Below are 8342 nucleotides of genomic sequence, written 5' to 3'. Positions count from 1 at the left end.
GCCGGTACGGCGGCGGACCTGGCGGGTGGTGCAGAGTGCCTGGGCCCTCACCCTGCCGGACGACGCCCGCTGACACCCTCCGGCCTCCGCCGACGACGCCCGGGGCGCCCGGGACGCCCGGGACGCCCGGTCAGCCCACTTCCACGCGCAGGCCCGACAGTCCCCGGATCACGAAGTTCGGCTTCCGCTCCGGCTCGGCCACGAGGGCCAGGGCCGGGGCCCGCCGGAGGAGGGCCGTCATGGAAGCGGCCAGCTCGATCCGGGCCAGCGGGGCGCCGATGCAGTAGTGGATGCCCGCGCTGAAGGAGATGTGCGGGTTGTCGGCGCGGGCGAGGTCCAGCCGGCCGGGGTCGGCGAAGACCGCCGGGTCGTGGTTGGCGGAGCCGAAGAGCAGGGCGACCTCCGCGCCCCGCGGGATCGTCGTGCCGTCCAGCTCGATGTCGTCCAGGACCCAGCGCTCGAAGAGCTGCAGCGGGGTGTCGTAGCGCATCAGCTCCTCGACCGCGGACGGCACCAGTGAGTGGTCGGCGCGCAGGGCCGCCAGCTGGTCCGGGTTGCGGAACAGGGCCCACCAGCCGTTCACGGTCGCGTTGACGGTCGCCTCGTGACCGGCGTTGAGCAGCAGCACCGCCGTGGAGATCATTTCCTGCTCGGTGAGCCGGTCCCCCTCGTCATGGGCCGCGATCAGCCCCGAGACCAGATCCTCGCCCGGCTCCTCGCGGCGGGCCGCGATCAGCTCCCGCAGGTACGCGGAGAACTCCACCGAGGCCCGCACCGCCCTCGCGGCCGTCTCCTTTGACGGATTCAGCTCGTACATCCCGCAGATGTCCGCCGACCAGGGACGCAGCTGCCCCCGGTCCGCCTCAGGGATGCCCAGCATCTCGGCGATCACGGCCACCGGCAGCGGCTCCGCCACGTCGGTGAGCAGATCACCACCGCCGTCCCGGACGAGTCCGGCCACCAGCTCGTCCGCCAGCGCCTCGACGTACGGCTTCAGCCGCTCCACCGTGCGCGGGGTGAACGCCTTCGACACCAGGCGCCGGATCCGGGTGTGGTCCGGCGGCTCCAGATCGAGCATCCCGTGGTCGTTGAGGGTGTGGAACGGCTCGTGCTCCGGCGGGGGCGGGGTCCGGCCGAACTCCTCGTGGCCGAACCGGTGCCGGTAGCTGCGGCCGAGCCGGCGGTCCCGCAGCAGCGCCGAGACGTCCGCGTGGTGCGGGACCAGCCACTGGTCGGTCGGTTCGTACCGGATCACCCGGCCGCGGGCCCGCAGTGCGGCGTAGGCCGGGTAGGGGTCGGCGACGAACGCCGGGTCCCAGGGATCGAACGCGAGGTCGGTGGGGCCTGCCATGCGGGGACGCTAGCGCGCCGGACGCCGTCCGGCCAGGGGGCCCTCGACGAGGACGTAGTCGTAGTACAGGGGGTCGCCCTCCTCGTCCGCCGGGTACTCGTAACTGCTCTGGTTCGCGAGGATCACCCGCAGCTCGGGCAGGGCGTCGAAGCCGAGGTCGTTCTCCTCGATGGTGTGGCCGCGTCCCGTCAGTTCGTCGAGTAGGTCCTCGCTCGGGGTCCGGAAGACGTCGAGCCCGTCCAGGAGGACCCGGACGTCGGCGTCCTCCTTCCGGAAACGGATCAGCTCCACCGCGCTCAGGGCGCCTCCGCCGAAGCCGAGCACGAGGTCCATCCGGGAGTCGTCGTGCGTGAGGACGATCTGCCCCGGATCCTCGTCGGCGGCGGCGGTCCGGAACCGGCCCCACTCGCGTGCCGCGGTGAGCGCCTCCTGCACCGGCATGCCGAACCGGAACGGTCCGGCACCGGTCCCCGGACGGATCTCGACGTCCATGGTTCAGAGCACGGGTTCCGTGCTGACCAGGACGTAGTCGAAGTAGAGGGGGTCGCCCTCCTCGTCCACCGGGTACTCGAACGAGCTGTTGTTGGCGAAGGACAGCTTCAGCTCGGGCAGGGCGTGGATGCCCAGATCGTCGTCGTACACGACGGCGTGGCCACGCGCCTCCAGCTGCTCGGCCAACTCCTCGCCGGGCGTGCGGAAGACGTCCAGCCCGTCGAACGTCACGGCGATGTCGGCCGCCTCGTCCCGGAAGCGCCACAGCTCGACGGCGGTGAGCGTGCCGCCTTCGGGGAAGGACAGGACGTACTGGAACGCGGACTCGTCGAAGTTCACGACGTACTTGCCCGGCGGTCGTTCGGCTCCCGGACGATGGCTGACGCGGCCCAGCGTCGGGGCGATCTCCATCGCCTCGTCGAACGGCATGCCGAACCGGAACGGCCCGACGCCGACGTGCGGCCGGATCTCGACCTCCATGTGTGCTCCTTCCCCGTCGAGGATCAGTACTACCGGATCACCGTAGTAGCTCGTTCACATCGACGGTCCATCCCCGCTTCGTGAGCATGTCCTGGAAGGGCTTGTTGTCCTTCAGGCTGTTCACCATGTCCTCGATGTGCTGGTCGTACTTGCCCGGGAACCTGCGCTTGATGTCGTCGATGTCCATCCGCATCGCCTCGGTGATACGCCCCTTGTTCACCAGCTCCCGCTGCCACGTCCGCCAGGCCTGGGCCTGGAGGTCGCTGCCGGTGCTGTACAGGTCGCGGTGGTCGTCGTACTCCATCCGGATCGCCGGACCGTTGTTGACCTTCTGCTTCTTGTGCGGCTTCCCGGCGCGGTAGAAGCCCGGGTCCGTGATGGTGCGCCAGGCGTCCTTCGGCGGGATGTGGTTGACCTCCATGCTCCCCGGATACTGGGTTCCGTCCGCCTGCCGGTTCGCCGGGAGCAGTCCGCCGTACCAGCCGCCGATCTGCGTGCACCCCTTGGCGACCAGGCCCTCCGGGTCCATCCACGTGTAGGGGTTGACGACGTACGCGGCCGGGTTCGGGGCGGGGACGAGGCCCAGGGGGTCCGCGGAGACGTAGCGGGCCGTCTCGGGGTCGTAGTGCCGGTTCAGGTTGTAGTGCAGGCCCGTCTCCGGGTCGGCGTACTGGCCGGGGAAGCGCAGCGGCGTGTGGGCCCGGGCGTCGCGGTTGCGGGCGGTGATCCCCCAGGCCGTGGAGCGCTTGTACCAGGCGATGTCGCCCTGCTCGTCGACGAGTTCGGTCGGGGTGCCGACGACGTCGGTGACGATGGCGAAGAACCGGCTGTCCACCTCGCTCTGACCGGCCTCGGCCGGCAGCCGGCGCTCGAACTGGGCTATCGGCTGCGTCCCCTCGTACTCCCAGGTCAGCGTGGCGCCGGTGGCCGAGTCGGTCTCCTCGGCCAGGTGCGTTCCGTCCCAGGCGAAGCGGACCGTGGCCGCGATGCCCTGCCCGTCGGGGCGCATCCGGTGCTTGGCGGTGCGGCGGCCCAGCGCGTCGTAGGTGTAGCACCACACGGTGCCGTCGGGAGTGGTGCAGGAGACCAGGCGGTCCTCCGCGTCCCAGGTGTAGCGCCAGGTGTCGGGCTTGCGGGACAGGCGCCGCTTGCTGCGCAGCACGACGCGTCCCGCGGCGTCGTACGCGTAGCGCACACCGTTCCCGTCGAGCAGCCGGGTCCCGTCGTAGGTCCGCGCGCCGCGGCTCTCGGAGTGCCTCATCCGGTCGGGCCAGTGGGCGTCCGTCTGGTTCCCGACGGCGTCGTAGGCGTAGCGCTCCGACCAGTCGCCGGCGGTGACGCCGAGCGGACGGCCCACCGGGTCGAGGTCGATGTGCTGGTCCGGCCCGCCGTGCCGGTCGGTGATGTCCGTCAGGAAGCCGTCGGCCCGGTAGCCGTAGGAGCGGTCCCGGAGCGTGCCGCGGGGCGTGGTCAGCGACCGCCCGGTGAGACGGCCCAGCACGTCCCACCGGGAGGTGAGCGTCACGGGCGCCGGCCCGGGGCCGACCGTGCGCCGGGTCTCGCGGCCCAGCAGGTCGTGGGCGAAGCCGAGCGCGTGCCCGGCGAGGTCCACGCGCACCCGGTTGCCCGCGCTGTCGTAGGCGTACGACGTCGTGGCCCCGGTCGGTGTGGTGCGCGAGACGAGTTCGCCCTGCCGGTCGTAGCCGAACCGCATGCTGCGCCCGTCGACGGTCTCCGCCAGCAGCCGGCCCACGGCGTCGCGCTCCAGGGTGAGCGAGGAGGTCGGTGAGACGGCGGAGACGAGCCGGTCGGCGTCGTCGTAGGTGTAGCGGGTGACGACACCGTCGGCGTCCTTCTCCAGCACGTTGCCCACCGCGTCGAAGGTGAAGGCGATGCGCCGGCCGAGCGGTGTCGTCCGGGCGACGAGGCGTCCCGCGGCGTCGTACGCGTAGCGGGTGACGCGTCCGTCGAAGTCGGTCTCGGATTCGGTCAGCCCCGACGGGCCGTACCGGTACGTCCACGTCTTCCCCTGCGGGTCGCCGACCGTGCTGATGCGCAGTTCGGTGTCGTACGTGAACTCGTACCGCGCCCCGTCCCGGCCCGTGCGGGCGGCGAGCAGGTCGAACCAGGTGTACTCGAAGCGGGTGACGCCGCCGAGCGGGTCGGTGTGGGTGAGGCAGTTGCCCTCTTCGTCGTACGTCCAGGACTCCGTGGCGCCGTCCGGCGCGGTGCGCCGGGTCAGCCAGCCGTCCGCCGTCCATTCCAGACGGGTGACGGAGCCCGCCGGGTCGACCGACTCGTACGGCCGGCCGAAGGCGTCCCGGCGCACCGTCCAGGTCGCGCCGCGGGGGTCGGTCACCGAGAGGGTCAGGCCCGCCTCGTCGTGGGTGCGGGTCTCCGTCTCGCCGGTCGGGAACGTGACCGTGGCCACGGCGCCCGTCACGTCGTGGGTGAACGTGGTCGCGGTGCCGTCCGGGGCGACGACCGCGGTGCGGTTGCCCCGCTCGTCGAAGACGTTGCGCCACACGGTGCCGTCCGGGCCGGTCGTCGTCTCCGGCAGGTGCAGCGCGTTGTAGGTGGCCGAAGCCCGACGCCCGTCCGGGTAGTGGACGGTGAGCAGGTTACCGGCGTCGTCGTAGGTGAACCGGGAGGTGTGCCCCAGCTCGTCGGTGCGGGACAGCAGGTTGTCGTGCCGGTCCCACGTGAAGTGCACGGTGTTGCCGAGCGGGTCGGTCTCGCTGGTCGTCTGCAGGAGCTGGTTGAAGCGGGTGACGGTGACCGCGCCGGTGGAGTCGGTGAATCGGGTCTCGCGGGCCGCGGTGTCGTAGGCGAAGCTCGAGGAGAGCGCCCCGTCGGGACCGGTGGTGCGCACGACCCGGCCGGCCGCGTCGTACACGTACCCGTAGGTGTGGCCGTTGCGGTCGGTCCACGAGGTGACGCGGTGCTCGTCGTCGTAGGTGAACCGCAGGGGCACGCCCCGGGAGCCCGAGACGCCCACCAGGTCGTGGTGCTCGTCGTACGCGAACGAGGCGACCCGGACCGGGCCCCCGGGCGTCCGGAGGTCCAGGGCCGTGACCCGGGGCAGCTCCGGGTCACGGGTGACGCGCACGCGGTAACCGCCCTCGTGGACGAGCTCCGTGGGCACGCCGTCGTCGTCGCGGACGAACCGCACGCCGTTGCCGTTGCGGTCCTCGATGTCGTTCAGCCAGTACAGACCGTCCGAGGAGTACGGGCTGCCGGTGAAGCGGCGGGTCAGGCCGGAGCGGACGTCGACCGTGGCGTACGTGACCTCGCCGAGGCCGGACCGCTCCACGAAGGTGAGGGCGATCCGCTCGCCCTCCGCCGGCAGCACCTCCTCGCCGGCCGCGCGCGGCAGCTGCGGATAGACGAGCAGGGATCCGTCGGGGCGGGCCCAGACCGCGCCGGAGCCGGCCGGCTCCAGCCGCTCGTCCAGGGTGGAGGCCCAGCCGGGACCGAAGCAGTGCCCGTACCGGTATCCGGATATGTGGGTGCGCCGCACCGCCAGCGGCAGCACGCCGGGCAGCGCGAGGTCCGTCTGGGAGAGCACCATCTCGCCGCTCGCGACGTCCACCGGGTCGGTCTTGCAGCGACGCTGCCCCAGCGCGATCGCCTTCTCGCGGGCGTTGTCCAGCACCGTGCGCAGCGACGCGGGGCCCTTGCGGCCCGGTCCGCCGGTCCGCCCGTGGCCGCCGCCGGGGCCGCCCTTCCTGCCGCCGTCGATGGCGTCGAGACGGTCGCGGACGCCGAGGTCGAGGCCCTTGTGCAGCCGGGAGGTGGCCTTCACCCGGTCCGGGAGGGTCTCGGTGACATGCTTGGTGATCTTGGCCAGGGCCTTCTCCGTGCCCTTCAGGGCCCCGTCCAGGACGGAGTCGAAGGCCCTGGTGAAGGGGTCCCTGCCGTGGGTGCGGCCGAAGGCGCCCCTGGCCTTCACCAGCGAGCCCGAGCCGGCCCGGTGCAGTGCGCCGCCGTGCGAGGAGACCTTGCCGGCACCGTCCTCGAACTCCACGTGGTCGATGACGGTCCGCTTGCCGCCCGCGGCCCCGGTCCCGCCTCCGTCACCGCCGCCGCCCGCGCCGCCGGCGGAGGCCAGCTGCATGCCGCCGCCGTGCTTGCCGCCCGGGCCCCCAGGGCCGCCCGGCCGCCCGTCGCCCGGCCCGGGGGGCAGCGAGAAGGCACCCTCCACCAGATCGAAGACCACGTCCTCGACCATGGCCTCCAGCTTGGCGTTGACCGGCCCGGTCACCCGCGCCACCAGCTCGTCCACGATCCGGTCGGCGGCCTCGTCGATGATCCGTTTGACCGCCTGGCGCAGCGCCGCCGTCTCGGCCGCGCCGAGGACCGCCGACAGACCGCCGGTGACGACGGCGAGCCCCACGGAGATGCCCAACGAGGCCGCCATCGCCCCGAGTTCGATCTCCGCCTTGGTCTTCATCCCGAAGACGACGTCCGCGACCACGTCGCACGCGTCCGCGAACAGCCGGGCGATCTCCGGGATCTTCTCCAGGTGTCCCGCCTTGACGTGCGACCAGTGCTTCTCCATCGCGTCGACGGCCCAGCCCTGCGAGGACGACAGGATCCGGGACACCGCCTGGTGCGCGTCACCGCCGTGGCCCTCGAACTTGTCCGCGAAGTCCCGCATGGCGTCGGCCATCTCGCGGTAGTCGTCCTCGTCGACGTTCGGCCAGTTGATCCCGATGAAGTCCAGGATCTCGTCGGCCCATCCGGGCAGAACGTAGCCCATCCCCCGTGCGCCTTCCCGTCACCTCGAAGCCGTTCGCACCTGCGTGTCACACAGGTGCACCGTCGAACACTAGTTGGCCACGGGCACGGCCGCACGACGTCTCACGCTCCGTCAGCCGGGCGTCACCAGCCGGGCCTCGTAGGCGAACACCGCCGCCTGGGTGCGGTCGCGCAGGCCCAGCTTCACCAGGACGCGGCTCACATGGGTCTTGATCGTCGACTCCGCCACCACCAGGCGACCGGCGATCTCGGAGTTCGACAGGCCCTGCGCGATCAGGACCAGCACCTCCGTCTCGCGTTCCGTCAGCTCCCCGTACGCCGACCGCGCCGCCGGCGCCACGCGCGGGGTGTCCGCCAGCCGGGAGAACTCCGTGATCAGCCGCCTGGTCACCGAGGGCGCCAGCAGCGCCTCGCCGGCCGCCACCACCCGGACCCCGTCAGCCAGTTGGCGCGCCGAGGCGTCCTTGAGCAGGAAGCCGGAGGCGCCCGCGCGCAGCGCCTGGTACACGTACTCGTCCAGGTCGAACGTGGTCAGCACCAGCACCTTCGCCGTCCCGTCGGCGGCGACGATCTCCCGGGTCGCCTCGATGCCGTTCAGCTCCGGCATCCGGATGTCCATCAGCACGACGTCAGGGGCCAGTTCATGGACCCGCTCGACCGCCTGCCGGCCGTTGACCGCCTCACCGACGACCTCGATGCCCGGCATCGCGTTCAGCAGCACCGAGAAACCCTCGCGGACCATCATCTGGTCGTCCGCGATCAGCACGCGGATCGTCATGACCCCTCCTCGATCGCGGGGGCCGCCGGCACCGGCAGGAACACCGTCACCTCATAACCGCCGTCCGCCGTGGGGGCCGCCGTCATCTCGCCGTTCAGCATGGAGACGCGCTCGCGCATGCCCGTGATCCCGTGCCCGGCACCGGGCGGGGACTTCACCTGCTGCGGGGCCGGCGGCGGGCCGTTGACGACGCGCAGGCCCAGGCCGCCGAGGACATAGCCGATCTCCACGCGGGCGGCGGCGCCCGGGGCGTGGCGCAGCGTGTTGCTCAGCGCCTCCTGCGTGATCCGGTACGCCGACAGCTCCACGCCCTGCGGCAGTTCGCGCACCGCGCCGGTCACCACCTTGTCCACCGCCAGGCCGGCCTCGCGCACATTGGCCAGCAGGCCGTCCAGGTCGGCCAGGGTGGGCTGCGGGGCGTCCGGGGCCTCGTAGTCCTCCGCGCGGACCACGCCGAGGACCCGGCGCAGCTCCGTCAGG

At 72.2% G+C, this 8342-nt stretch carries 6 protein-coding genes; all 6 read right to left on the bottom strand.

What is annotated here, in order from left to right; translation table 11 throughout:
• Positions 1-130: 130 nt before the first annotated feature.
• Positions 131-1351, bottom strand: a complete 1221-nt coding sequence (locus tag IE312_RS14950; RefSeq protein WP_189981966.1) for a cytochrome P450 — start codon at positions 1349-1351, stop codon at positions 131-133.
• Between the two features lie 9 nt (positions 1352-1360).
• Positions 1361-1843, bottom strand: a complete 483-nt coding sequence (locus IE312_RS14945) for a hypothetical protein (protein WP_189981964.1) — start codon at positions 1841-1843, stop codon at positions 1361-1363.
• Between the two features lie 3 nt (positions 1844-1846).
• Positions 1847-2323 carry a hypothetical protein gene (locus IE312_RS14940; protein ID WP_189981962.1) on the bottom strand — a complete coding sequence of 159 codons (477 nt, stop codon included), beginning with the start codon at positions 2321-2323 and terminating at the stop codon, positions 1847-1849.
• A 37-nt stretch (positions 2324-2360) separates the two neighbouring features.
• Positions 2361-7085: an RHS repeat-associated core domain-containing protein gene (locus tag IE312_RS14935; protein ID WP_189981960.1), complete on the bottom strand. Its 4725-nt coding sequence runs from the start codon at positions 7083-7085 to the stop codon at positions 2361-2363.
• A 111-nt stretch (positions 7086-7196) separates the two neighbouring features.
• Positions 7197-7862, bottom strand: a complete 666-nt coding sequence (locus tag IE312_RS14930) for a response regulator (RefSeq protein ID WP_189981957.1) — start codon at positions 7860-7862, stop codon at positions 7197-7199.
• Positions 7859-8342: sensor histidine kinase (locus tag IE312_RS40125; protein WP_368860007.1), on the bottom strand; the 484-nt coding region annotated here is incomplete at its 5' end. The genes IE312_RS14930 and IE312_RS40125, both read right to left, overlap by 4 nt.

Source organism: Streptomyces capoamus (genome assembly GCF_014654935.1).
GTDB lineage: Bacteria > Actinomycetota > Actinomycetes > Streptomycetales > Streptomycetaceae > Streptomyces > Streptomyces capoamus.
Note: the sequence above shows the minus strand (reverse complement) of the source record. Positions and strands in the feature narration are given on the sequence as shown.

Excerpts from the sequence above, each read along its gene's own strand:
- IE312_RS14945 (WP_189981964.1), bottom strand. The coding sequence starts at position 1,843 with ATGGACGTCGAGATCCGTCCGGGGACCGGTGCCGGACCGTTCCGGTTC.
- IE312_RS14935 (WP_189981960.1), bottom strand. The coding sequence starts at position 7,085 with ATGGGCTACGTTCTGCCCGGATGGGCCGACGAGATCCTGGACTTCATC.
- IE312_RS14940 (WP_189981962.1), bottom strand. The coding sequence starts at position 2,323 with ATGGAGGTCGAGATCCGGCCGCACGTCGGCGTCGGGCCGTTCCGGTTC.
- IE312_RS14950 (WP_189981966.1), bottom strand. The coding sequence starts at position 1,351 with ATGGCAGGCCCCACCGACCTCGCGTTCGATCCCTGGGACCCGGCGTTC.
- IE312_RS14930 (WP_189981957.1), bottom strand. The coding sequence starts at position 7,862 with ATGACGATCCGCGTGCTGATCGCGGACGACCAGATGATGGTCCGCGAG.